This is a genomic window from Streptomyces mabaensis, from assembly GCF_053763515.1.
Genome location: NZ_JBSOPZ010000036.1, coordinates 44,984 through 66,562 on the forward strand (window position 1 = coordinate 44,984; position 21,579 = coordinate 66,562).

Here is a 21,579-nt window from a genome sequence, read left to right on the forward strand (position 1 = left end):
CGTCAGTAGGAGCAGGAAGGAGGGACGCCGGGGATGAACACCAAGGACTTCGTCGAGAAGGACTACTACAAGGTCCTCGGCGTCCCGAAGGACGCCACCGAGGCCGAGATCAAGAAGGCGTACCGGAAGCTCGCCCGCGAGTTCCACCCGGACGCCAACAAGGGTGACGTCAAGGCCGAGGAGCGCTTCAAGGAGATCTCCGAGGCGAACGACATCCTCGGCGACCCGAAGAAGCGCAAGGAGTACGACGAGGCTCGCGCGCTCTTCGGCAACGGCGGCTTCCGTCCGGGTCCCGGCGGGGCCGGCGGCAACTTCAACTTCGACCTGGGCGACCTCTTCGGCGGCGCCCAGGCCGGGGGAGCGGGCGCCGGCGGCTTCGGCGGCGGCCTCGGGGACGTCTTCGGCGGCCTGTTCAACCGGGGCGGACCGGGTACGCGTACGCAGCCGCGCCGCGGCCAGGACATCGAGTCCGAGGTGACGCTCAGCTTCACCGAGGCCGTCGACGGGGCCACGGTCCCGCTGCGGATGACCAGCCAGGCGCCCTGCAAGGCGTGTTCCGGCACCGGCGACAAGAACGGCACGCCCCGGGTGTGCCCGACCTGTGTCGGCACCGGGCAGGTCAGCCGGGGCGGCACCGGCTCGTTCTCGCTCACCGACCCGTGCGCGGACTGCAAGGGCCGCGGACTGATCGCCCAGGACGCCTGCGACGTCTGCAAGGGCAGCGGCCGGGCCAAGTCCTCGCGCACCATGCAGGTCCGGATCCCGGCGGGCGTCTCCGACGGCCAGCGGATCCGGCTGCGCGGCAAGGGCTCTCCCGGCGAACGGGGCGGGCCCGCCGGCGACCTCTACGTCGTCGTCCATGTCGGCGCGCACCCGGTCTTCGGCCGCAAGGGCGACAACCTCACGGTGACCGTGCCCGTCACGTATCCGGAGGCGGCGCTCGGCGGCGAGGTGAAGGTGCCGACCCTAGGGGGCCCGCCGGTGACGCTGAAGCTGCCTCCCGGTACGCCCAACGGCCGTACGATGCGGGCGCGCGGCAAGGGAGCGCTGCGCAAGGACGGCACCCGCGGCGACCTGCTGGTCACCGTCGAGGTCGCCGTACCGACGGACCTCGGCGACAAGGCGAAGGAAGCGCTGGAGTCCTATCGCGAGGCGACCGCGGGTGAGGACCCGCGGGCGGAGCTGTTCCAGGCCGCGAAGGGAGCATGAGATGGATCCGCGACGCCGACGTTTTCCCTCGGCAGGGGCATTCGAGCTGACCGACGAGTCCCCGGTGTACGTCATCTCGGTGGCCGCCCAGCTTTCCGGGCTGCACCCGCAGACGCTGCGTCAGTACGACCGGCTGGGGCTGGTCTCACCGGACCGTACGGCCGGGCGGGGACGCCGCTACTCGGCCCGCGACATCGAGCTGCTGCGCACCGTCCAGCAGTTGTCGCAGGACGAGGGCATCAACCTCGCGGGCATCAAGCGGATCATCGAACTGGAGAACCAGGTCGCCGCGCTCCAGCAGCGCGTCGCCGAACTCTCGGCCGCGGTCGAGGGCGCGGCGGTCGCGATGCAGCAGCGCGAGGCCCAGGTCCACGCGTCGTACCGGCGCGACCTGGTCCCGTACCAGGAGGCGCAGCAGACGAGCGCGCTGGTGGTGTGGCGGCCGAAGCGGCCGGCGGACTGACCGCGTACGCCTGACAGCGCATCACACCGCTTCACACCGCAACGCACACGGAACGGCCCCGCACGCAGGAGCGTGCGGGGCCGGTCGCGTTGACGGCGGGTCAGCCGCGCGGCGCCCAGACCGTGTTGAGCTTGCTCTGGTAGTAGAGCGGCGTCAGGCCGAGGACGAAGGACAGGACCAGGCCTACGGCGCCCGAGCAGTCCGCGGTGACGCCGGCGGCGCGCTGCGCCTGGGCGATGCGGGAGCCGGTCTTCACGATGGACACGAACGGCGGGACGATCAGGCAGACGCCGAGGGTCACGGCGACCACGGCCATGCCGGGCTTGACCTCGATCGTCGGGTCGATCTGCTTCACCTGCTTGTTGACCTTGTAGTACCAGAACAGCCAGTAGATACCGAGGGTCACCAGGGTGAGCAGCCAGGTGCCGACCGGGCTGGAGGGCGAGCCGGCGGGCGCGGACGTACGTACGTCGGTGGACATGAGTGTTCCCCACATGCTTGGTGTGCTTCCTGCCGCGCGCCTCGGCTGAACCGCCCCACGCGCAACGAGGAATGAGTGTGATGCCTGTGTTGCCCATGTGCCTCGTGTGGTGAGTGAGGCGATGGGCCTACGGAGCGTATGGGTTCTGGCACCCCCTGGGGCCTGCGCGGGCATTACGAGTTCATTACAACGCGCATTCCGGGCTTCCGAGCGGGGCCGGTCAGTGGCAGTCGTCCCCGAGGATCCCCGACTGCGCGATGAGAAAGCCGAGCTGGGCCCGGCTGCCGCTGCCCAATGCGGCGGCCAGCTTGGCGATATGGGCCCGGCAGGTCCGTACGTTCATCCCGAGCCGGCGCGCGATCGCCTCGTCCACATGGCCCTCGATGAGGAGCTTGGCGATGGAGCGCTGGACTCCGGAGATCCCTTCGGGAGTGTGGTCGTACGACACGCTCTCGGTGAGCGGGGTGGCGCGCCGCCACAACTGCTCGAAGACCTTGATCAGGTACTGGACCAGGCCGGGATGCCGGAGTTCGAGGGCGACTTGCTGGTCGTCGCGCGCGGGGATGAAGGCGACCGTCTGGTCGCAGATGATGAGCCGCTCGATGAGCTCTTCGAGCGTGCGGATCTCCACCCGGCCGCCGGCGATGCGGTCCACGTACGCCATGGTCCCCTGGCTGTGCCGGACGGTGTGCTGGTAGAGCGTGCGCATGCGGACCCCGCGGTCGAGCAGCGGGCTGTCCCGCTCCAGGGCCTGGCTGAGCACGTGTTCGGTGCGGCGGCCGCCGGGCTGGACGGTGAGCATCTCGGTGTGGCACTCGGCGGTGGCGAGGTTGAGCGCCGCATTGATCCGGTTGTGTCCCTCCAGCACCGTGATCGCGTGCGTGGGCGCCGGACTCAGGGCGCTGATGGCCATGAACGGCTCAAAGCATTCGGTCAGTTCGACGGAATGTCGCCGACGGTCCTGAATTTCGCGCTCGATGGGGTGCAGTCGCTGCGCCAGCGCGACCGAAGGCGGCACCGCCCGGAGCCAGTTCGGGTCGTCGGGGTCGGGGTGCAGTAGTGCAAACTCCAACAAACACGGGGCTGCCTCGACCTCCACCCGGGCGATCCGTCCCGAGCTGAGAGCACTGGCGTAAAGCTGCGTCCCCGCGTCGCACAAGGCCGTAACCGGGTGGGGATGTGTCGACTTTGAGTCGCTTATGGGCAAATCTCCACCCCCCAGGAACCTGTACGTGCAGGAACATGATGCATCGTCCCTGTGGCATTGACATGCCTGAATGAGCCATCGTCTGAGACGCGGGGGAGAGGAATCCATCAAGTGAGGACGAAGCCGACCATGTACAAGAGATTGCTTCGCTCGGTACTTGCCGTTGCTTTCTCCGCGGCTGTGGCCCTCGGCGCTCTGAGCGGCGCGGGGCTGGGCGCCACTTCGGCGGGTCCGCCGGACAGCGGCTGGGGCAGCGCGCCCGTGGACAGCGGCTGGGGGAGCGCGCCGGTGGACAGCGGCTGGGGCAGCGTGCAGGCGGCGCCGCCGGACAGCGGCTGGGGCAGCGCGCCGGTGGACAGCGGCTGGGGCAGCCTCCCGGCAACCTCGGCCTCCACTGACGCATGACCGTGCCACCGGACGACCGGTCCTTCCGGCGCGAGATGGCCACGGCGTACCGGTCCGGGTGGCACTTCATCGACCTGGTCACCGCGATCCCCCATCGCGGCGACTCGTTGATGGTCACCCTCTTCGGTGAGCCGATCGTGGTCGTCCGCGAGGAGGACGAGGACGTCCGGGCCTACCGGTGCCTTCGCCGGCCCCGGGGTGCCCCGCAGCCTGTGGGCTGTGCCATTCGTTACGGCATGGTCTTTGTCAATCTCGACCAGCGCGACCACCAGCTGGCCGAGCCCGAACCCATCACCGCCACCCCCCGCAGTGCCTGACGCGATTCCCCCGTCGTTACAAATCGCTCAGGCGCTCCCCCACACAGCGGCGCCATCGTGGACCTGAACACGATGGCGCCGCTGTGCTGTCCGGGTAGGTACGTTCCCGCGTCGCCGGCCCCCCGTCGTCAGCCGCCCCGTCGTCAGCCCCTGCCGAGCGCCCGGTCCAGGGCGATCTCGATGAGGACCCGGTCCGGGTTGGGCGACGGCGTGCGCCCGTAGCGCTCCGCGTAGCGGCTCACCGCGTCCGCGACCAGCTCCGGCTCGGTACGGATCACCGCGCGCCCCTCGAGCGTCGCCCACCGCTTCCCCTCCACCTGGCACACCGCGACCCGCGCGCCCTCCGGGCCGGCGGCCAGGATGTTGGCGACCTTGGCCCGGTGCTTGCTGGTGATGACCCGGGCGAGCCCGGCCTCGGGGTCGTACGTCACGCCCACCGGGGTGACATGGGGCGTGCCGTCCGGGCGCGGCGTGGTCAGCGTGCACAGGTGGTATTCACGCCAGAAGGCGAGGTACTCGGGGCTGGGGTCGCGTACGTCGATGGCCATGCCGGAAGAGTAAATCCAGCGGCTTGAGTGGAATCGACTCAACTTTGTGTACCCTGGCTGAGTCAGAGTCCTCCAGCCAGACAGTCAGAACCCCACGCCCGGGGAGGAGAGAGAGCACACGTGGACGCCGAGCTGACCAACAAGAGCCGGGAAGCGCTCAACACGGCCACCAGCAGGGCCGTACAGGACGGACACCCCGACCTCACGCCCGCGCACCTGCTGCTGGCGCTGCTCGCGGGCCAGGAGAACGAGAACATCACCGACCTGCTGGCCGCCGTCGAGGCGGACCAGGCCGCGGTACGGTCGGGCGCGGAGCGGCTGCTGGGCGGGCTGCCCAGCGTGACGGGCTCCACCGTGGCGCCGCCGCAGCCCAACCGCGAGATGCTGGCCGTCGTCGCCGACGCCGCGCAGCGCGCCAAGGAGCTGGGCGACGACTATCTCTCCACCGAACACCTGCTCATCGGTATCGCCGCCAAGGGCGGCCAGGCCGGTGAGCTGCTGGACCGGCAGGGAGCCAGTGCGAAGAAGCTGCTGGACGCGTTCGAGAAGAGCAGGGGAGGGCGCCGGGTGACGACCCCGGACCCGGAGGGCCAGTACAAGGCCCTGGAGAAGTTCGGCACCGACTTCACGGCTGCCGCCCGCGAGGGCAAGCTCGACCCGGTCATCGGGCGGGACCAGGAGATCAGGCGCGTGGTGCAGGTGCTGTCGCGCCGTACGAAGAACAACCCCGTGCTCATCGGTGAGCCCGGCGTAGGCAAGACCGCCGTGGTCGAGGGGCTCGCGCAGCGCATCGTCAAGGGGGACGTGCCGGAGTCGCTGAAGAACAAGCGGCTGGTGGCCCTGGACCTCGGCGCGATGGTGGCGGGCGCCAAGTACCGCGGCGAGTTCGAGGAGCGGCTGAAGACCGTCCTCGCCGAGATCAAGTCCAGCGACGGCCAGATCATCACCTTCATCGACGAACTGCACACCGTCGTCGGCGCGGGCGCCGGCGGCGACTCCGCCATGGACGCCGGCAACATGCTCAAGCCCATGCTGGCGCGCGGCGAGCTGCGCATGGTCGGCGCGACGACCCTCGACGAGTACCGCGAGCGGATCGAGAAGGACCCCGCCCTGGAGCGGCGATTCCAGCAGGTGCTGGTCGCGGAGCCGAGCGTCGAGGACACCATCGCCATCCTGCGCGGGCTCAAGGGGCGCTACGAGGCGCACCACAAGGTGCAGATCGCCGACAGCGCGCTGGTGGCCGCCGCCACCCTCTCCGACCGCTACATCACCTCCCGCTTCCTGCCGGACAAGGCCATCGACCTGGTGGACGAGGCCGCGTCCCGGCTGCGGATGGAGATCGACTCCTCGCCCCTCGAGATCGACGAGCTGCAGCGCGCGGTCGACCGCCTCCGGATGGAGGAGCTGGCGCTGAAGAACGAGTCCGACCCCGCCTCCAAGCAGCGGCTGGAGAAGCTGCGCCGCGACCTCGCGGACAAGGAGGAGGAGCTGCGCGGCCTCACCGCCCGCTGGGAGAAGGAGAAGCAGGGCCTCAACCGGGTCGGTGAGCTGAAGGAGAAGCTCGACGACCTGCGCGGCCAGGCCGAGCGGGCCCAGCGGGACGGCGACTTCGACACCGCGTCCAAGCTGCTGTACGGGGAGATCCCCGGCCTGGAGCGTGAGCTGGCGGCGGCGACCGAGGAGGAGCAGGAGGCCGCCAAGACTGCTGACACTAAAAGCACGATGGTCAAGGAGGAGGTCGGCCCGGACGACATCGCGGACGTGGTCGGCTCCTGGACCGGTATCCCGGCCGGCCGGCTGCTGGAGGGCGAGACGCAGAAGCTGCTGCGCATGGAGCAGGAGCTGGGCAGGCGGCTGATCGGCCAGGGCGAGGCCGTCCGTGCCGTGTCGGACGCGGTGCGCCGTACGCGGGCCGGAATCGCCGACCCGGACCGGCCCACCGGATCGTTCCTCTTCCTCGGTCCGACGGGTGTCGGCAAGACCGAGCTGGCGAAGGCGCTCGCGGACTTCCTCTTCGACGACGAGCGGGCCATGGTCCGTATCGACATGAGCGAGTACGGCGAGAAGCACTCCGTCGCGCGGCTGGTCGGAGCCCCGCCCGGCTATGTGGGGTACGAGGAGGGCGGCCAGCTCACCGAGGCGGTGCGCCGGCGCCCGTACAGCGTCGTGCTCCTGGACGAGGTGGAGAAGGCCCACCCCGAGGTCTTCGACATCCTGCTCCAGGTGCTCGACGACGGCCGGCTGACCGACGGCCAGGGCCGGACGGTGGACTTCCGCAACACCATCCTGATCCTGACCTCGAATCTGGGCAGCCAGTTCTTGAGCGGGCACAGCCTGGTCGAGCCGCCGGCCGGCGAGGAGGAGAAGAAACGGCAGGTCCTGGAGGTCGTCCGGGCGTCCTTCAAGCCGGAGTTCCTGAACCGGCTGGACGACCTGGTGGTCTTCTCGTCCCTCTCCAGGGACGAGCTGGCGCACATCGCGGAGCTCCAGATCGGCCGGCTGGCCCTGCGTCTGGCCGAACGCCGTCTCGTCCTCGATGTCACCCCGGCCGCACTGGCCTGGCTGGCGGACGAGGGCAACGACCCGGCGTACGGGGCGCGGCCGCTGCGCCGCCTGATCCAGACGGCGATCGGGGACCGGCTCGCGAAGGAGATCCTCGCGGGCGAGGTCACGGACGGCGACACGGTCCGGGTGGATGTCGCGGGCGACGGCCTGATCGTCGGCAAGGCGCAGTGATCCGGAGCGATCCGCCGTAATCCACAGCAATGAACGGTAAGAAGTAGCAATAAGTACCGGCAAGGCGCAGTCCGGGGTTGCCACTCCCCTCCCGGCATGGTGGAGGATGGCGGTAACCGTACGAAGGGAAATACACGGTGAGCATCGACCCGTCCTCGATTCCGAATTTCGGGGGCCAGCCCGAACCGCAGGCCACAGGACCGGCGGGCCCCGTCGTCCCCGACCAGGACCTGGTCAAGCAGCTCCTCGAGCAGATGGAACTGAAGTACGTCGTCGACGACGAGGGTGACCTCGCCGCGCCGTGGGAGGAATTCCGCACGTACTTCATGTTCCGCGGCGAGGAGGACCAGCAGGTCTTCTCGGTACGGACGTTCTACGACCGCCCGCACAAGATCGACGAGAAGCAGCGGCTTCTCGAGTCGATCGACGACTGGAACCGCCGCACGCTGTGGCCGAAGGTCTACAGCCACACCCACGACGACGGCTCCGTCCGCCTCATCGGCGAGGCGCAGATGCTGATCGGCACCGGAGTCAGCCTTGAGCACTTCGTGTCGTCAACGGTCAGCTGGGTCCGCGCCTCGATCGAGTTCGACAAGTGGCTCGTGGAGCAGCTCGGCCTCGAGCAGGAAGTGGACTCCGCAGACGGCGACAGCGACGGCGACGCGTAGCGTCGAGCGTCCACGTTCAGCCGAACGACAGCCCGGCCAGGGCCACGGTCACCACGACCGCGGCCCCGGGCCGGGTTTTCGCCATTGCGAGGGCCCGCCCGGGCGGGCCCTCCTGGCCGATGCCTAGGGGGTGTCCGGCCGATCATGCCGGGCTCCCGTCGTCTGGCACGCACATCTGCCGCGTTGGCCACATCCACCCATAGCTCCGCTATGGCTGAATCCGGCCGCCTTGCAGCTGCACGCACCAGACGCCGCTCGCTGATCCGGCCTGACCGACCGGACACCCCCTAGCCGGCCAGTCCCTTGAGGCGCCCGACGGCCTCCTGGAGGACATCGGTCCGCTTGCAGAAGGCGAACCGTACGAAGGGCGCGCCCGCCGAGCGGTGGTCGTAGAAGACGGCGTTCGGGATGGCGACCACGCCGCAGCGCTCGGGCAGCGCCCGGCAGAACGCGAAGCCGTCGCCCTCGTGCGAGGCGGCGGCGCCGAGCGGCCGGATGTCGGTGGTGATGAAGTACGTCCCGGCCGGCCTGAAGACCCCGAACCCGGCCTCCTCCAGCCCGGTGGCGAGGATGTCCCGCTTGGCGCGGAGGTCCTCGCGGACGTCGCTGAAGTAGCTGTCGGGCAGCGCGAGCGCCTCGGCGACCGCGTACTGGAAGGGTCCCGCGGAGACATACGTCAGGAACTGCTTGGTGGAGCGGACCGCGGTCACCAGCTCGGGGGTCGCCGTCACCCAGCCGACCTTCCAGCCGGTGAAAGAGAACGTCTTGCCGGCCGAGCCGATGGTGACCGTGCGCTCACGCATCCCGGGGAAGGAGGCGAGCGGCACGTGCTCGCTCTCGAAGGACAGGTGCTCGTACACCTCGTCGGTGACGACGAGCAGGTCGCGCTCCACCGCCAGCTCCGCGACCGCCGCCAGCTCCTGGCGGGTGAGGACGGTCCCGGTCGGATTGTGCGGAGTGTTGAGCAGGATCAGCCGGGTGCGTGGGGTGACGGCGTCGCGCAGCTCGTCCAGGTCCAGCCGGAAGCTTCCGTCGTCCGGGCGCAGGGTGACCGGGACCCTGGTCCCGCCCGCCATCGCGATGCAGGCCGCGTACGAGTCGTAGTACGGCTCCAGCGCGATCACCTCGTCGTCCGGCTCCAGCAGCGCGAGCAGCGAGGCGGCGATCGCCTCGGTGGCGCCGGCCGTCACCAGGACCTCGGTGTCCGGGTCGTACGGCAGACCGTAGAAGCGCTGTTGGTGCGCGGCGATCGCGGTCCGGAGTTCCGGGATGCCGGGGCCGGGCGGGTACTGGTTGCCGCGGCCGTCCCTGATGGCCCGCACCGCCGCTTCGGCGATCTCGGCCGGGCCGTCCGTGTCGGGGAAGCCCTGGCCGAGGTTGATCGACCCGGTGCGTACGGCGAGTGCCGACATCTCCGCGAAGATCGTCGTGCCGAAGGCGGCGAGCCGGCTGTTGAGCAGCGGGCGCCGTCCTGATCGTCCTGTCATGCCTGTCATGGCGGCCATCCTGTGCCGAAGCTCTGGAGTTCCTCAAGTGTGCTTTGGCCGTGGGCGGCCGAGGGGATCCCCTTGTCACACAAGTAGTCACACAAGAAGCGGGGACCTCGCTTCGGGGGAACGAAAGGCAGGTGGGAACGATGGGAGTCATCGTTTTCGGGCTGGCTGTGGCGGTGTTGCTGATCGTGGGGGCCGCGATCCTGGTCGGCCGCCGCGGGGGCGTGGGAAGCGGGTCGCGTCGCGGGCGCGGGGGATCGAGCAGCGCGAACACCACCGGGTCGGGCGGCTGGTGGGCGGGTGGCGGGGGCAGCTCGTGTTCGAGCAGCTCGTCGTCCTGCGGGGGAGGTTCCTCCTGCGGGGGCGGCGGTGGGTGCGGTTCCAGCTGACACGGGGCAGCCTGGCACCGCCATGACGGGGGCATGGCAGCACTGCTGTGGCACCGTCATATGAAATATGCGCCTGGCGGGTCCCAACTCCCGCCAGGCGCTCTGCCGTTGACCGCTCTGTGACCTGGGTTGTTGAACAGTTGAACTGTTGGGCCCCCGAGGGGATGGAAACCCCGTCAAGTTGGGTAAAAACGCTGTGAGTGCCGCGCGTTTCATGATTCCCTCCCCTGTGTAGACCAGCAGTCCTCGGACTTCCTGTGGACTCGAGCCGGCCGACCCCACTCACCCGCGGAACACAGTCCGGGAGCCAGGGGTGACGCCCCCGGCCCATCCCTCCCTTGCGCGCCAGCGGAGTCGATTCATGCTCACAACCCTCCAGACCAAGTACACCGACACGCGTGCTGCCGACCTCGCCTGGGCCCTGGGCCGGGAGCCGCTGCCCGCCCTCGCCGTACTCGACCTCCAACTCTCCGGGGCCAGGCTCCAGTTGCGGCTGCTCGGCGCCTCGCACCAGGTGCTGGTGGAGGAGGACCACGGTTCCTGCTCCGAGACGGTCGCCTGTATGCCGGGCAGCAGCACGCCGCTGCCGCTCGGTGTGGCCAAGCGGGTCGGCGACTGGGAGTACGAGTTCGCGGCGCGCGTCGAGACGCTCTCGCAGGGCTCGTTCGCGGGGCGCGCGCAGGAGCTCCTCGCGCTGGTCGCCGACCACCCCAATGGCCTCGCCGGCACGTTCCCCGGCAGCCCGCACGCCTTCACGGCGATGCTGGCGCAGCGGCACGAGGGCCAGGTCCGGTGGCGGACGTGGCACGCGTATCCGCAGGAGGGCCAGCTTGTCGCCACCCGGACGCGCGTCGGCGCCCGGATGCCCGCCGCGCTCTGAAACGGGGTATGCCTCAGATCCACACGTGTGGGTGACCGATCGAAGCCGGACCGTGACGTAGCGTTCGCCACATGATCGACCCTTCCCCTCCCCGCGGTGGGGAGGCCCCGTGTGCACCCCCCGACCCCGGCGGCGGCCCGGCGCCGGAGCCCGGTGGGGAGGCGTACCTTCCCGTACGGCCCGGTACCGGCCGCTTCCTGGTCCTCGCCGCCGTCTTCATCTGCGCCGCGTGCGGACTGGTGTACGAGCTGGAACTGCTCGCTCTCGCCTCCTACTTGATCGGCGACTCCGTCACCCAGGCATCCGTCGTGCTCTCCGTCATGGTCTTCGCGATGGGCATCGGCTCGCTGCTGGCCAAACGTCTACGCGTCCGAGCGGCCGTCGGCTTCGGCGCGATCGAGGCGTTGCTCGCGCTGACCGGCGGCTGCTCGGCCATGGCCCTGTACGCCACCTTCGCCTGGTTCGGCGAGTCGCGGCCCGCCCTGGTCGGCTTCTCCCTCGCCATCGGTGTCCTCATCGGGGCCGAGATCCCGCTGCTGATGACGCTCATCCAGCGGATCCGCCGGCAGGACGCGGGAGGTGCCGTCGCCGACCTCTTCGCGGCCGACTACGTGGGCGCCCTGGTGGGCGGCCTCGCCTTCCCGTTCCTTCTGCTGCCCCTGCTCGGCCAGTTGACGGGCGTGATGCTGACCGGCGCCGTCAACGCCGCCGCCGGCGGCGCGCTCGTGCTGTGGCTGTTCCGGCGCGACCTCACCGTGCGCGCCCGCTGGTGGCTGATCACCGCGAACGTCACCGTGCTGGCCTTGCTGGCCACGGCCACCGTGCTCGCGGACGACTTCGAACGGGCAGCCAGGCGGGCGGTGTACGGGGCCCAGGTGCGGGTCGCCGTGCAGACCGGCGTACAGGAGGTCGTCCTCACCGGCCACCGCGACGGGAGCCCGCGCACGCTCGACCTGTACTTCGACGGCCGGCTGCGGGTCAGCGGCCTGGACGAGCACCGGTACCACGAGGCGCTGGTGCACCCCGCGATGAACGGCCCGCACGCCCGGGTACTGATCCTGGGCGGCGGGGACGGGCTCGCCGCCCGGGAGGTGCTGCGCCACCCCGGCGTCCGCTCCGTCACCGTCGTCGAACTCGACCCCGGTGTCGTACGGCTGGCGCGTACCGACCCGGTGCTCTCCGCCCTCAACGGCCGCGCCTACCGCGACCCCCGGCTGCGCGTCGTCACCGCCGACGCGTTCACATGGCTGAGGGACGCGCGGGGCAGCCGCCGGTACGACGTGATCGTCTCCGATCTGCCCGACCCCGGAATCACCCCCAGCACCAAGCTCTACTCGCAGGAGTTCTACGGGATCGCGGCCCGCGCCCTCGCCGCCGACGGCAGGCTCGTGGTGCACGCGGGACCGCTCGCCGGCCGTCCGCACACCTTCTGGACCGTCGAGTCCACGCTACGGGCGGCGGGCCTGCGGACCCGCCCCTACCGGGCCACCGGCCGGCTGTCCGGTTTCGCGGCCGGGCCCGACCGCTCCTCCGGCGCGGACGGGGCCCCGCGCGACTGGGGCTTCGTCCTGGCCGGGCGGACGCGGCCGTCGCTGGCCGTCCGGGACGACGCTCCCTGGCTGAAGTCGGTCGGCACCTCCACGCTGCGGGCGGGTGCGCGGGATGCCGAGAGGCTCCGGATGCCCGGACTGCCGCCGTCGACGCTGCTGCACCCCCGCTACATGGACTGAGCCCACACATGTCCCAGAGGCCGATACCTGGATCGAATGCCGCTGTTCCCCGTGTTCGAAGGGCAGGCATGGGTAGGCTCGGTTGTCATGGAGCATGAGGTGTTCGTTCCGCTTCCGTCCGAGACCCTGCGACAGCTGCTGGGGGACCCCGCCAGGGTCGCCCGCTGCGTCCCCGGGCTCCAGCAGGACGCCGACGAGGCGTCGGGCCCGCTCGCGGGGCGGCTGAAGGTCCGGATCGGCGGCCATACCATCACCTACCGCGGTGTCCTGCGGATCACTGTCCAGGGCGAGGATTTCGCGGTCGAGGGCGAGGGCACGGAGGCCCGCGGCCACGGCTCGGTGAAGCTGGCCCTGGTAATCCGGCCGCGCCCGGCCGAGGGCGGGACGACCCTCGCGTTCACGGGTACGGCGAGCGGCGACGGCCGTATCAAGGAACTTCCCGCGGGCGCCGCGGAGTCGGCTGCGGTACGACTGCTGGACCGGTTCGCCACGCAGCTGGGCTCGATGGCGGGCGCGATGCTGGCGGAGGCGGAGCCGGACGGGGAGGCCGGGCCGGACGCGGAGGCCGGGCCGGAGGTGGAGACCGAGCCGGACGTGGAGACCGGGCCGGAGGCCGAGGCTCACCCCTCCGTGTTCGAGGCGGACGTGCCCCCGTCCTCGCTCGACCCGCTGCTCGACGGTGACCTGGACGACGAGCTGGGGGATGACTTCGACTCCTCGCTCGGCGTCCCCGAGGAGCTGCCCGCGGAGGCCGCGCACGCCCGCCGCACGATGATCGGCCGCAGTGCGGAGGAGGTCGACCACGCGCCTCCGCGCGGTCGTTACGCGCCGGTGCCCGCGCCCGAAGTCGGTTCGACCACCGAGACCCTGCGCTGGGTCGCGCCGGCCGCCGCGCTGGTGATCGCCTCGGCAGTGGTCGTCGGTCGCGTGCTGCGCCGCAAGCGCTGACCCCAGTTAGGGGGTGTCCGGCCGATCATGCCGGGCTCCCGGCGTCTGGCACGCACATCTGCGGCGTTGGCCGAATCCACCCATAGCTCCGCTATGGCCGAATCCAGCCGCCTTGCAGCTGCGCGCACCAGACGCCGCTCGCTGATCCGGCCTGATCGGCCGGACACCCCCTAAGGTCGTCTTGTGAGGACGCATCAGACGCAACTGACCGCGGGCGGGGCCGAGCTGGTCATCGACCCGGACCACGGCTGCCGAATCAGCAGCCTCCGCATCGACGGCACCGAACTGCTGCGGCAGGGCCCCACGTACGGCTGCTTCCCGATGGTTCCCTGGTGCGGGCGCATGGCGCAGGGGCAGTTCCGCAACGGCGGAGTGCTCCATCAGCTGCCGCTCAACGCCCCGCCGCACGCCATCCACGGCACGGCCCGGGACGCCGGGTGGCGCAAGGCCCGCGAGGAGAAGACCGAGGCGGCCTTCACATACGACCTGACGGATCCCTGGCCCTACCCCGGGCGGGTCACCCAGACCTTCGAGCTGACCGAGGACTCCCTGACCCTCGCACTGGGCATCGAGACGTACGGCGACTCCTTCCCGGCACAGGCCGGCTGGCACCCCTGGTTCCTGCGGAACCTGGGCGACGGCGGCGAGGACGTACGGATCGGCTTCGCGGCGCAGTGGCAGGAGGAGCGCGGCGACGACCACCTCCCCACCGGCCGCCGCATCGAGCCGCGGCCGGGCCCGTGGGACGACTGCTTCGGCATGCCGGAGGGGGTGGACGTCACCCTCACCTGGCCCGGCCGGCTGGAGCTGAAGGTGACCAGCCGCGCCGAGTGGGCCGTGATCTACGACGAGCAGGCCGAAGCGGTCTGCGTGGAGCCGCAGTCGGGCCCGCCGAACGGACTCAACACCCTTCCGCAGCTGGTCACGCCGATCGAGCCGCTGGAGATCGCGACGACCTGGACCTGGCGGCGGCTCTGACGCGGCGCGCGGCGCCTTCACGCGCGCATTTAAGCTCGGGGCATGACTGACGTACGCGCTGAGCTGCTCCAGCAGATCAAGGACAAGGCCGTGGTGCACGGCAAGGTGACCCTCTCCTCGGGTCTTGAGGCCGACTACTACATCGATCTGCGCCGGATCACCCTGGACGGCGAGGCCGCCCCGCTCGTGGGTCAGGTGATGCTGGACCTCACCGCCGATCTCGACTTCGACTGCGTCGGCGGGCTCACGCTCGGTGCGGACCCGGTCGCGACGTCGATGCTGCACGCCTCCGCCGCCCGTGGGCAGCGGCTCGACGCCTTCGTCGTGCGCAAGGCGCAGAAGGCGCACGGCATGCAGCGCCGGATCGAGGGCACGGAGGTGAAGGGCCGCCGCTGCCTGGTGGTCGAGGACACCTCGACCACCGGTGGTTCGCCGCTGACCGCCGTCGAGGCCGTGCGCGAGGCCGGCGGCGAGGTCGTCGCCGTGGCCACGATCGTCGACCGCGGGGCCGCCGGCGCCATCGCCGAGGCAGGGCTGTCGTACCTCACCGGATACCAGCTTTCGGACCTCGGTCTCGCCTGACGGCTGCTGACCTGCCCTTTTTGACTGAGGCGGACTGTTTCACGTGAAACAGTCCGCCTTTGGTCCGCGTAGGGGGCAGTGCGACGGGTGGAGTGTGGTGCACCATCTGGAAAGATGGGCGCGACAGCGACGTCGCCCCCAGGTCAGGGCCCACCACGCACGTACCCGCACATCACAAGGAGCGGACAGATGCCCATCGCAACCCCCGAGGTCTACAACGAGATGCTCGACCGGGCGAAGGCAGGGAAGTTCGCCTACCCGGCGATCAACGTGACCTCGACCCAGACCCTGCACGCGGCGCTGCGCGGCTTCGCGGAGGCCGAGAGCGACGGCATCATCCAGATCTCCACCGGTGGTGCGGAGTTCCTGGGCGGCCAGTACTCCAAGGACATGGTCAGTGGCGCCGTCGCGCTCGCCGAGTTCGCGCACATCGTCGCCGCGAAGTACCCGGTCACGGTCGCGCTGCACACCGACCACTGCCCCAAGGACAAGCTGGACGGCTTCGTACGTCCGCTGCTCGATGTCTCCGCCGAGCGGGTCGCCAAGGGTCTGAACCCGCTCTTCCAGTCCCACATGTGGGACGGCTCCGCCGAGACCCTCGCGGACAACCTGGCCATCGGCCAGGAGCTGCTCGCCAAGGCCGCCGCCGCGAAGATCATCCTTGAGGTCGAGATCACCCCGACCGGCGGTGAGGAGGACGGCGTCAGCCACGAGATCAACGACGAGCTGTACACCACCGTCGACGACGCGCTGCGCACCGCCGAGGCGCTGGGCCTGGGCGAGAAGGGCCGCTATCTGCTGGCCGCGTCCTTCGGCAACGTCCACGGCGTCTACAAGCCGGGCAACGTCGTGCTCCGTCCCGAGCTGCTGAAGGACCTGCAGCAGGGTGTCGCGGCGAAGCACGGCCAGGCCGAGGGCAGCCAGCCGTTCGACTTCGTCTTCCACGGCGGCTCGGGCTCCACGGAGCAGGAGATCGCCACCGCGCTGGAGAACGGCGTCGTGAAGATGAACCTCGACACCGACACCCAGTACGCCTTCACCCGCCCGGTCGCGGACCACATGTTCCGCAACTACGACGGTGTCCTGAAGGTCGACGGCGAGGTCGGTTCGAAGAAGACGTACGACCCGCGCAGCTGGGGCAAGCTGGCCGAGGCCGGCATGGCCAAGCGCGTCACCGAGGCCTGCGCCAACCTGCGTTCCACGGGCACCAAGCTGAAGTAGCCGCTCCGGCGCTCCGACGAGGGGCCCGCCACCTCCGGTCACCGGGGTGGCGGGCCCCTCGCCATGCCGGGAGGATTCCGGTATGAGCGACCCCGACAGGAACGCGCAGGCGCCGGGGACCCTCCGGGTCGGCGAACCCGTGGGCCGCTGGGTACTGCTCACCACGGTGCTCGGGTCCTCGATGGCCATGCTCGACTCGACCGTCGTCAATGTCGCCCTGCCCCGTATCGGTGAGGACCTCGACGCGGACCTGGCCGCACTGCAGTGGACCGCCAACGCCTACATGCTCACGCTCGCCGGGCTGATCCTGCTGGGCGGGGCGCTCGGGGACCGGTTCGGCCGGCGGCGGGTCTTCGTCGTCGGGGTGGTGTGGTTCGCGGCGGCCTCGCTGCTGTGCGGTCTCGCGCCGAACGCCGGGGTACTGATCCTCGCGCGCGCTCTGCAGGGGGTCGGCGGGGCGCTGCTCACCCCCGGCTCGCTGGCCCTGATCCAGGCGAGCTTCCACCCCGACGACCGGGCGCGGGCGGTCGGGGTGTGGTCGGGGCTCGGCGGGGTCGGGGCGGCGGTCGGGCCGTTCCTCGGCGGCTGGCTGGTGGACGGGCCCGGCTGGCGCTGGGTGTTCCTGATCAATGTGCCGCTGGCCGCGGTCTGTGTGCCGGTCGCGCTCAGGCATGTACCGGAATCGCGGGACCCGCAGGCGCACGGCCGGTTCGACGTCTCCGGGGCCGCGCTCGGAGCGGTGGCGCTCGCCCTGGTGACTTACGCCCTGATCGACTCCTCGGTGGTGGCGGGCGTCCTCGGCGTCCTGCTGTCGGTGGCCTTCGTGTACGTGGAGCGGCGGCGGGCCGAGCCGATGCTGCCACCCTCGATCTTCGAATCGCGGCAGTTCACGGCGATCAACCTGGTGACCCTGTGCGTGTACGCGGCCTTCAGCGGGTTTTTCTTCCTCTCGGTACTGCAGCTCCAGGTGGTGGCGGGCTGGTCGGCGCTCGGCGCGGGCACCGCGCTCCTGCCCACCACCCTGCTGATGCTGCTGCTCTCCGGCCGCTCGGGCGAGCTGGGGCAGCGGATCGGGCCCCGCATCCCGCTCACCGTGGGACCACTGCTGTGCGCCGCCGGGATGCTGCTGTTCCTGCGGGTCGGCCAGGACGCCTCGTACGCGCGGGACGTGCTGCCCGCCCTGCTGGTGCTCGGTCTGGGCATGGTGACCCTGGTCGCACCGCTCACCGCCACGGTGCTTGCGTCGGTGGACGTCGGGCGGGCCGGGCTCGCCAGCGGCATCAACAACGCCGCGGCGCGGGCGGCCGGCCTGATCGCGGTGGCGGCCCTGCCGCTGCTGTCCGGGATGGGCCCGGAGGCGTACCGCTCGGTGGACGAGTTCGCGTCGGCGTTCCGGCGCGCGATGCCGATGTGCGCCGGAGTGCTGGTGCTGGGCGCGTTGATCGCCTGGGCGACGGTACGGCGAGTCCCGGCGGGCAGGGCGGCCTGCCACCCGGAGTGCCGGATGCACTGCGCGGTGACGTCCCCACCGCTGGACCCGGGCGACGAACGGTAGAGGCCGCACATGGACCGGGCCGGACGCGCCCGGCAACCTCGGACAGGCAGACTGGACCCATGTCCATTCACGAGAACCTGCTCGGGGGCCCGCCCCCGACCCAGCTGCCCGACGACCCCGAGCCGCGCGAGCTCCTCGCCAGTGGTGCCGCGCCCGCCGAGGTCGCCTCGAAGTACCCGGCGTCCTCGCTCGCCTGGGCGCAGCTCGCCGATGACGCGTACGAGAACGGCCGGGTCGTCGAGTCGTACGCCTACGCCCGCACGGGCTACCACCGCGGCCTCGACGCACTGCGCCGGGCCGGCTGGAAGGGCCACGGCCCCGTGCCGTGGGAGCACGAGCCGAACCGCGGCTTCCTGCGTGCCCTGCACGCCCTCGCGCGCGCCGCGCAGTCGATCGGCGAGCAGGCGGAGTACGAGCGCTGCTCGACGTTCCTGCGCGACTCCTCCCAGACGGCGGCGGACACGCTGGGCTGACCGCACCATCCCCTGGGGCCCGCACCGTCCGGTTGCGGGCCCCCGGGGCGCTGCTTGCCGGCCGGATTATGATGCCCGCAGGGGACCGGGGCTCCACAGCCGAACGGAAGGGGCGGACCGCTACCCGGAAGCACGTATCGAGGAGACAGCAATGTCCCAGCACCCCGATGCCTCCGGAGCTGGTTCGGAGACCCCGAACCTGGACTTCGCGGGTACCACCCCGTACGAGGACTACGTCCAGGCGGACGTCCTCACCCACCTCCAGCACCCTCTCTCCGACGATCCCGGAGAGATGGTCTTCCTGGTCACCACCCAGGTCATGGAGCTGTGGTTCACCGTCATCGTCCACGAGTGGGAAACCGCGGCGAACGCCCTGCGCGAGGACGACCTGCCCGTCGCGATGGCCGCCCTGAAGCGCTCCACGCGGGAGCTCGAGGCGCTGAACGCCTCCTGGAAGCCGCTGGCCCACCTCACCCCCGCGCAGTTCAACTCGTACCGCAGCGCACTCGGCGAGGGCTCCGGCTTCCAGTCCGCGATGTACCGGCGGATGGAGTTCCTGCTCGGCGAGAAGTCCGCGTCGATGCTGGTCCCGCACCGGGGCGCCCCGCGCGTGTACGCGGAGCTGGAGAAGGCGCTGCACGAACCGAGCCTGTACGACGAGGTGCTGCGGCTCCTCGCCCGGCGCGGGCTGCCGGTGCCGGCCACCGTCCTCGACCGCGACTTGTCGCAGAAGTACGACCCGTCGGAGGAGGTCGAGGCGGTCTGGGCACAGCTCTACGCGGGCGACCAGGACACCGACCTCGTGCGGCTCGGTGAGGCGCTGACCGATGTCGGCGAACTGGTGTGGCGCTGGCGCAACGACCATCTGGTCGCGACGCGGCGGGCAATGGGTTCCAAGGTGGGCACGGGCGGCTCCGCCGGTGTCTCCTGGCTGGAGAAGCGGGCCCGCAAGAACGTCTTCCCCGAGCTGTGGACGGCGCGCAGCCATGTCTGAGCCCACCATTCCCGCCCTGCGCACCCTGGCCGACCGGGCCGCGGCGCTGGACGCCGCCGATGAACTCGCCAAGCGCCGCGAGCTGTTCGCCCTCCCCGAGGGCGTCGTGTACCTGGACGGCAACTCGCTCGGCGCGCTGCCCGCCGCCGTACCGGGACGGCTGGCCGACGTCGTCTCCCGCGAATGGGGCGAACTCCTCATCCGCTCCTGGGAGGAGAGCGGCTGGTGGACCGCGCCACAGCGGATCGGTGACCGGATCGCGCCGCTCGTCGGCGCGGCGCCGGGCCGGATCGTGGCCGGCGACTCGACCAGCGTCAACGTCTTCAAGGCGGTGGTCGCCGCGGTACGGCTGGCCGATCCGGCCCGGGACGAGGTCCTGGTCGACGAGACGACGTTCCCCACGGACGGCTACATCGCCGAGTCCGCGGCCCGGATGACCGGCAAGCGGCTGGTCCCGGTCGCGCCCGCGCGGCTGGCCGAAGCGCTCGGCCCGCGTACCGCGGCCGCCCTGGTCAACCACGTCGACTACCGCACCGGCCGGCTCCACGACCTGCCGGGCCTGACGGCGGCGATCCATGAGGCCGGCGCCCTCGCCGTCTGGGACCTGTGCCACAGCGCAGGGGCACTGCCGGTCGGACTCGACGCGCACGGCGTCGACTTCGCGGTCGGCTGTACGTACAAGTACCTCAACGGCGGGCCCGGTTCGCCGGCCTACCTGTACGTGGCCGAACGCCACCAGGCCGGCTTCGACTCCCCGCTGCCCGGCTGGAACTCGCACGCCGACCCGTTCGGCATGACACCCGGCTATGTGGCCGCGGAAGGGGCGGTACGGGGCCGGGTCGGCACGCCCGACATCCTGTCGATGCTGGCTCTCGAAGCGGCCCTGGACGTCTGGGACGGTGTCCCGATCGACGCCGTACGCGAGAAGTCGCTGGCTCTGACGGACTTCTTCCTGGAGTGCGTGGCCGAGTACGTCCCGGTGGGCCGCGTCGCCTCGGTCACCCCGGCCGCGCACGCCGAGCGGGGCAGCCAGGTCGCGCTGCGCTGCGAGGGCGCGGGCGAGGTGATGCGGGAACTGACCGTGCGCGGCGTGATCGGCGACTTCCGCCGCCCGGACGTGCTGCGCTTCGGCTTCACCCCGCTGTACGTCAGCTTCGCCGACGCGGAACGGGCGGCGTGGGTGCTGGGCGAGGTCCTCGGGTAGCGGACCGCCGGTGGGGCGCGTCGTCGGCGGTCCGCGTCGTCGGCGCGCTCCGCCGGGCCGGTACGAGACGGGGGTGCGGGGACTGGTAGCGTCCCGCTGCCCGGATCAAGTGGATCTCCGTACCGAGAGGTTGAGCCGCATGTCGGACCCCGCAGTGGAACGGGACGCCGCCGAGGCGGAGTCGGTCTTCTCGCACCCGCCCGTGGCGCCCGACGCCTGCGCCGCGTACGGCGGCCATCCCGATCAGGTGATCGACTTCTACGCGCCCCGCGGCGGCCAGGAGCGAGCCCCGCTCGTCGTCGTCCTGCACGGCGGCGCGTGGCGGGCGCCCTACGACCGGCAGCACATCACGCCGTTCGCGGACTTCGTGGCCCGCCAGGGCTTCGCCGTGGCCAACGTCGAGTACCGGCGGGGGAGCTCGCTGCCCCACCAGGGCGCGGCCGGGCCGGTCGCCGGGCGCTGGCCGGAGACGTTCGACGACGTGGCGGCGGCCATGGACGCGCTTCCGGCGCTCGTGGCGCAGGCGCTGCCGCAGGCGGACCCGCGGCGCACCGTCGTCACCGGCCATTCCGCGGGCGGCCAGCTCGCGCTGTGGGCGGCCGCCCGGCACGTACTGCCCGAGGGCTCGCCCTGGCGGCTGCCGGCCCCGCCGCCGCTGCGCGGGGTCGTCGCGCTCGCGCCGGTCGCGGACTTCCTGATGGCCGGCGAGCTGGACGTGTGCGCGGGGGCCGCCGTGCAACTCCTCGGGGGCGAGGAAGCCTTCGAGGAACGCCGAGCGCAGGCCGATCCGGCGGCGCTGCTCCCGACCGGCATCGCCACCACCCTGGTGCAGGGCCGTACGGACATCACCGTGCCGTCCCGGGTGGCGGAGGCGTACATCGACGCCGCGGCCAAGGCGGGCGAGACCGTGGGCCTGACACTCCTCGACGCGGTCGGCCACTTTCCGCTGATCGACCCGGCGGCGGACGCGTGCGCGGTCGTGGCGGAGGAGATCGCCCAGCTGGCCTGGTGACCGCACCGGGATTGCGGTTGCGGACCGAAGCTGACCGCAAGGGTTCCTACGGTTCTGGTAACGAGCCGGCCGGGAAACGGCCGCGA

21 protein-coding genes are annotated in these 21,579 nt (G+C 71.2%); 16 read left to right on the top strand and 5 right to left on the bottom strand.

Annotated elements, in window-relative coordinates; genetic code table 11:
* The first annotated feature begins 33 nt into the window (after nt 1–33).
* A complete protein-coding gene (dnaJ, locus tag ACWV17_RS27315; protein WP_455356874.1) occupies nt 34–1,209 on the top strand; it encodes a molecular chaperone DnaJ in 1,176 nt (391 codons plus the stop codon).
* 1 nt (nt 1,210) lies between these two features.
* A complete protein-coding gene (locus tag ACWV17_RS27320) occupies nt 1,211–1,672 on the top strand; it encodes a heat shock protein transcriptional repressor HspR (protein WP_455361767.1) in 462 nt (153 codons plus the stop codon).
* A gap of 100 nt (nt 1,673–1,772) precedes the next feature.
* Here the strand turns inward: ACWV17_RS27320 and ACWV17_RS27325 are convergent, their stop codons facing one another.
* From ACWV17_RS27325 to ACWV17_RS27335, 3 genes are all read right to left on the bottom strand, one after another.
* A complete protein-coding gene (locus ACWV17_RS27325; protein ID WP_455356872.1) occupies nt 1,773–2,153 on the bottom strand; it encodes a DUF4234 domain-containing protein in 381 nt (126 codons plus the stop codon).
* 220 nt (nt 2,154–2,373) lie between these two features.
* Entirely contained in the window at nt 2,374–3,360 is a 987-nt protein-coding gene (locus ACWV17_RS27330; RefSeq protein ID WP_455356871.1) for a helix-turn-helix transcriptional regulator, read from the bottom strand.
* A gap of 107 nt (nt 3,361–3,467) precedes the next feature.
* The gene (locus tag ACWV17_RS27335; RefSeq protein ID WP_455361768.1) at nt 3,468–3,755 is read right to left on the bottom strand and encodes a hypothetical protein; all 288 of its coding nucleotides are present in this window, start codon (nt 3,753–3,755) and stop codon (nt 3,468–3,470) included.
* Nucleotides 3,756–3,761: 6 nt separating this feature from the next.
* On the opposite strand from ACWV17_RS27335, the gene ACWV17_RS27340 reads away from it, so the two are divergent.
* Nucleotides 3,762–4,082, top strand: coding sequence for a (2Fe-2S)-binding protein (locus ACWV17_RS27340; protein ID WP_455356869.1), 321 nt, complete (start codon nt 3,762–3,764; stop codon nt 4,080–4,082).
* A gap of 143 nt (nt 4,083–4,225) precedes the next feature.
* On the opposite strand, the gene ACWV17_RS27345 is transcribed toward ACWV17_RS27340, so the two are convergent.
* Nucleotides 4,226–4,630, bottom strand: a complete 405-nt coding sequence (locus tag ACWV17_RS27345) for a pyridoxamine 5'-phosphate oxidase family protein (RefSeq protein ID WP_455361769.1) — start codon at nt 4,628–4,630, stop codon at nt 4,226–4,228.
* Nucleotides 4,631–4,750: 120 nt separating this feature from the next.
* On the opposite strand from ACWV17_RS27345, the gene clpB reads away from it, so the two are divergent.
* Nucleotides 4,751–7,366, top strand: a complete 2,616-nt coding sequence (gene clpB, locus ACWV17_RS27350; protein WP_455361770.1) for an ATP-dependent chaperone ClpB — start codon at nt 4,751–4,753, stop codon at nt 7,364–7,366.
* 137 nt (nt 7,367–7,503) lie between these two features.
* Complete coding sequence (locus ACWV17_RS27355) at nt 7,504–8,034, top strand: YbjN domain-containing protein (protein WP_455356866.1); 531 nt, start codon at nt 7,504–7,506, stop codon at nt 8,032–8,034.
* 287 nt (nt 8,035–8,321) lie between these two features.
* On the opposite strand, the gene ACWV17_RS27360 is transcribed toward ACWV17_RS27355, so the two are convergent.
* Nucleotides 8,322–9,530, bottom strand: a complete 1,209-nt coding sequence (locus ACWV17_RS27360; protein WP_455361771.1) for a pyridoxal phosphate-dependent aminotransferase — start codon at nt 9,528–9,530, stop codon at nt 8,322–8,324.
* 747 nt (nt 9,531–10,277) lie between these two features.
* Here ACWV17_RS27360 and ACWV17_RS27365 point away from each other — a divergent pair.
* The 11 genes from ACWV17_RS27365 (at nt 10,278) to ACWV17_RS27415 (ending at nt 21,493) form a co-directional block, all read left to right on the top strand.
* Complete coding sequence (locus ACWV17_RS27365; RefSeq protein ID WP_455356856.1) at nt 10,278–10,796, top strand: DUF2617 family protein; 519 nt, start codon at nt 10,278–10,280, stop codon at nt 10,794–10,796.
* A gap of 71 nt (nt 10,797–10,867) precedes the next feature.
* Nucleotides 10,868–12,526 (top strand): polyamine aminopropyltransferase, encoded by a 1,659-nt coding sequence (locus tag ACWV17_RS27370; RefSeq protein ID WP_455361772.1) that lies wholly within the window; start codon nt 10,868–10,870, stop codon nt 12,524–12,526.
* A gap of 87 nt (nt 12,527–12,613) precedes the next feature.
* Nucleotides 12,614–13,474 carry an SRPBCC domain-containing protein gene (locus tag ACWV17_RS27375; protein ID WP_455356854.1) on the top strand — a complete coding sequence of 287 codons (861 nt, stop codon included), beginning with the start codon at nt 12,614–12,616 and terminating at the stop codon, nt 13,472–13,474.
* Nucleotides 13,475–13,657: 183 nt separating this feature from the next.
* Nucleotides 13,658–14,452: an aldose epimerase family protein gene (locus ACWV17_RS27380; RefSeq protein WP_455361773.1), complete on the top strand. Its 795-nt coding sequence runs from the start codon at nt 13,658–13,660 to the stop codon at nt 14,450–14,452.
* Nucleotides 14,453–14,494: 42 nt separating this feature from the next.
* Nucleotides 14,495–15,034: an orotate phosphoribosyltransferase gene (gene pyrE, locus ACWV17_RS27385; RefSeq protein ID WP_455361774.1), complete on the top strand. Its 540-nt coding sequence runs from the start codon at nt 14,495–14,497 to the stop codon at nt 15,032–15,034.
* Between the two features lie 189 nt (nt 15,035–15,223).
* On the top strand, nt 15,224–16,255 hold the full coding sequence (fbaA, locus tag ACWV17_RS27390) for a class II fructose-bisphosphate aldolase (protein WP_455356851.1): 1,032 nt from the start codon (nt 15,224–15,226) through the stop codon (nt 16,253–16,255).
* An 82-nt stretch (nt 16,256–16,337) separates the two neighbouring features.
* Nucleotides 16,338–17,810, top strand: a complete 1,473-nt coding sequence (locus tag ACWV17_RS27395) for an MFS transporter (protein WP_455361775.1) — start codon at nt 16,338–16,340, stop codon at nt 17,808–17,810.
* Nucleotides 17,811–17,869: 59 nt separating this feature from the next.
* Nucleotides 17,870–18,283, top strand: coding sequence for a DUF3151 domain-containing protein (locus ACWV17_RS27400; RefSeq protein WP_455361776.1), 414 nt, complete (start codon nt 17,870–17,872; stop codon nt 18,281–18,283).
* Nucleotides 18,284–18,434: 151 nt separating this feature from the next.
* Nucleotides 18,435–19,277, top strand: coding sequence for a tryptophan 2,3-dioxygenase family protein (locus tag ACWV17_RS27405; RefSeq protein ID WP_455356848.1), 843 nt, complete (start codon nt 18,435–18,437; stop codon nt 19,275–19,277).
* Nucleotides 19,270–20,481 (top strand): kynureninase, encoded by a 1,212-nt coding sequence (gene kynU / locus ACWV17_RS27410; RefSeq protein WP_455361777.1) that lies wholly within the window; start codon nt 19,270–19,272, stop codon nt 20,479–20,481. Before ACWV17_RS27405 ends, kynU begins: the two co-directional genes overlap by 8 nt.
* Nucleotides 20,482–20,620: 139 nt before the next feature.
* Nucleotides 20,621–21,493 carry an alpha/beta hydrolase gene (locus ACWV17_RS27415; RefSeq protein ID WP_455361778.1) on the top strand — a complete coding sequence of 291 codons (873 nt, stop codon included), beginning with the start codon at nt 20,621–20,623 and terminating at the stop codon, nt 21,491–21,493.
* Nucleotides 21,494–21,579 lie beyond the last annotated feature (86 nt).

What these genes read in the sequence shown, in the direction of transcription:
- ACWV17_RS27415 (WP_455361778.1), top strand. Translation starts at nt 20,621, where the DNA reads ATGTCGGACCCCGCAGTGGAACGGGACGCCGCCGAGGCGGAGTCGGTC.
- ACWV17_RS27345 (WP_455361769.1), bottom strand. Translation starts at nt 4,630, where the DNA reads ATGGCCATCGACGTACGCGACCCCAGCCCCGAGTACCTCGCCTTCTGG.
- ACWV17_RS27395 (WP_455361775.1), top strand. Translation starts at nt 16,338, where the DNA reads ATGAGCGACCCCGACAGGAACGCGCAGGCGCCGGGGACCCTCCGGGTC.
- pyrE (WP_455361774.1), top strand. Translation starts at nt 14,495, where the DNA reads ATGACTGACGTACGCGCTGAGCTGCTCCAGCAGATCAAGGACAAGGCC.
- ACWV17_RS27370 (WP_455361772.1), top strand. Translation starts at nt 10,868, where the DNA reads ATGATCGACCCTTCCCCTCCCCGCGGTGGGGAGGCCCCGTGTGCACCC.
- ACWV17_RS27360 (WP_455361771.1), bottom strand. Translation starts at nt 9,530, where the DNA reads ATGACAGGCATGACAGGACGATCAGGACGGCGCCCGCTGCTCAACAGC.
- ACWV17_RS27375 (WP_455356854.1), top strand. Translation starts at nt 12,614, where the DNA reads ATGGAGCATGAGGTGTTCGTTCCGCTTCCGTCCGAGACCCTGCGACAG.
- ACWV17_RS27320 (WP_455361767.1), top strand. Translation starts at nt 1,211, where the DNA reads ATGGATCCGCGACGCCGACGTTTTCCCTCGGCAGGGGCATTCGAGCTG.
- dnaJ (WP_455356874.1), top strand. Translation starts at nt 34, where the DNA reads ATGAACACCAAGGACTTCGTCGAGAAGGACTACTACAAGGTCCTCGGC.
- ACWV17_RS27405 (WP_455356848.1), top strand. Translation starts at nt 18,435, where the DNA reads ATGTCCCAGCACCCCGATGCCTCCGGAGCTGGTTCGGAGACCCCGAAC.
- fbaA (WP_455356851.1), top strand. Translation starts at nt 15,224, where the DNA reads ATGCCCATCGCAACCCCCGAGGTCTACAACGAGATGCTCGACCGGGCG.
- ACWV17_RS27400 (WP_455361776.1), top strand. Translation starts at nt 17,870, where the DNA reads ATGTCCATTCACGAGAACCTGCTCGGGGGCCCGCCCCCGACCCAGCTG.
- ACWV17_RS27325 (WP_455356872.1), bottom strand. Translation starts at nt 2,153, where the DNA reads ATGTCCACCGACGTACGTACGTCCGCGCCCGCCGGCTCGCCCTCCAGC.
- ACWV17_RS27340 (WP_455356869.1), top strand. Translation starts at nt 3,762, where the DNA reads ATGACCGTGCCACCGGACGACCGGTCCTTCCGGCGCGAGATGGCCACG.
- kynU (WP_455361777.1), top strand. Translation starts at nt 19,270, where the DNA reads ATGTCTGAGCCCACCATTCCCGCCCTGCGCACCCTGGCCGACCGGGCC.
- ACWV17_RS27365 (WP_455356856.1), top strand. Translation starts at nt 10,278, where the DNA reads ATGCTCACAACCCTCCAGACCAAGTACACCGACACGCGTGCTGCCGAC.